At 35.8% G+C, this 2,035-nt stretch carries 2 protein-coding genes; both read right to left on the bottom strand.

The window, feature by feature from the left end; all coding sequences use genetic code 11:
* Window positions 1-2: 2 nt before the first annotated feature.
* Window positions 3-950, bottom strand: coding sequence for a hypothetical protein (locus tag HMPREF0373_RS11275; protein WP_021739842.1), 948 nt, complete (start codon window positions 948-950; stop codon window positions 3-5).
* A gap of 27 nt (window positions 951-977) precedes the next feature.
* Window positions 978-1,877 carry a hypothetical protein gene (locus HMPREF0373_RS11270; RefSeq protein ID WP_021739841.1) on the bottom strand — a complete coding sequence of 300 codons (900 nt, stop codon included), beginning with the start codon at window positions 1,875-1,877 and terminating at the stop codon, window positions 978-980.
* Window positions 1,878-2,035: the final 158 nt, after the last annotated feature.

Below are 2,035 nucleotides of genomic sequence, written 5' to 3'. Positions count from 1 at the left end.
TATTATATTGAACGACTTGGATATTTAATTTCCGTTGATGTAAATTCATCTTCCGCCGAAACATTGATATGCCCACTGCTGTCAATAGCATACTCTTTACCATAAACGGAAAACGTATCTCCTTCTTTATATCCGATTTCTATCCAGTTTATATCATTTAACTGTTTTATCTTTGCGTCAACATTTATGGTCTTTCCTGATTCCTGCAATAAATAAGTGTGTTTTCCTGCTCCCGCATCTATAGAAAAGAATCCCGGAGAAATCCCGACTTTCTCACAGACGGACAATACCTCCTCATTGCTGTAGAGATACCCCCACACACTCTTTCCCTGTGCCAGATCAGACAGGATATTGCCTGCCTTACACATTTCCCACTTATAATTTGTTCCTTTTTGATTTGTATTCTCTGCAAGTAACGATTCCGAGGCTGCCCAGCCTATTCTTCCATTATTGACCGTCCATGTATATTTACCGCCACTTGATGTTGTCCATGCATAATAACTTTTATTACTTAGTACCAGAGAATTATTCGCAGCACAAATGCCTGACATGGTGCTTGTATTCATTTTCGGTACTGCATAATTAGGTACTACCTGTCTGCTCCCATTAAGGTCAAAGGAAATAACCCCGTACTCCTTAAAATCAGAATTATATCCACAGGAAACATTCTCCCCAAAATTGATTGCATCCAAAATAGCACTTGAATTATTATAGTTTGCAAAATAATAAGCTAATTCACTGTTAGAAATATTCGCATTTTTATCTATCAGTGCAGCTATGGATTGCTTTGAAAAGCCTCGTGCAGCATCAGAAATACTTAAACTGTCCTGTTTTTTATTATTTCCTGCTCCAAGCAACATCTGTATTGCTTTTTGGTGTATTCCTGCCTCTGCCTGCTTTGAATATGTCAACAGCTGGTTTACTGTGTTTACATCTGTTACTGTCTTCATAATTATTCTCCAAACCCTTTTTCAACATTAAACGCCAAACATATGCTGCAATTTGTCCAGCATATTATTTACTCTGCCTTCAACAGCTTCTGGCTGATTCCTTAATTCATACCTGCTTCCATAGTAATCATTTAAACGGTCTTTCATCTCATTACAAAATAATTTTTGATCTGTTTTACCATTTAAAAACTGATTGCAGATACCACTTATCTCTTTCTTCTCATTTGTATAAAAAGCTGTCTCATCTGAGATTATTTCTGACTTGTACTTATAAGATTCTGTTTTGCTTCCAATTCCAACAACCATGTAATCTGGTGTCATTCTCTCCATGATGGAATTACGTGCTGAATCATTAAAATGAACATATTCGTCAATCATGTCTGAAAAACCAGCTTGAAATTGCTCTGGAACATACATTTCATTTACTTTCCTTAGCCCCACTTCACTTGCACTTAACAAAAATACAGATTCATAAGAAGTTCCTCTATATCCCTCCTGAGCATTCAAAGAATCTACATCTGCTGTCATTGCATTAATCTTCTCTTTTAAATCTTTCATTTCATCTTCTGTCAAATATTCAGAAGCATTTTCGTCCAGCCATTTTTCAAAAACCTCTGACTGATTTTCCGAACAGCCTTCAAACGCACTTTGTTCTCCAGAAATGGAAGCTGCTTTCAAATCTAATTTGAATAAATTTTCACATTTATATTCTGCTGGTATCTCTCTTATCTCTCCCATAATAGATGAAAAATGCATTGTATGAAAATCCGATACCTTATTACGAGCAGTCTCAACTAACTTTCTTGCTGAATCACTGATTTTCACATCATCCTCCGAAATAATATTCTGAGGAACAGTTGTTTTCTTCTCAACCTTATTTTTTATCATCTCTGGATTATTAATATACCTATTTCCTTGAACTTTCATAGCAACCTCCTTAAGTTAGTCCACACTTTCTATACTTCTTTATCTATCTTGCTCGATGTCAAAGAACCTGCATCTATTTTCAGGTAATCTACATCACTGTCATTGCTCAATGAACCAATAAAACGATTTATATCTACTGACTTTCTGCCACTCTACTC

This window comes from Eubacterium ramulus ATCC 29099 (genome assembly GCF_000469345.1).
Taxonomy (GTDB): domain Bacteria; phylum Bacillota; class Clostridia; order Lachnospirales; family Lachnospiraceae; genus Eubacterium_I; species Eubacterium_I ramulus.
This window is presented reverse-complemented; position numbering and strand designations above follow the sequence as displayed.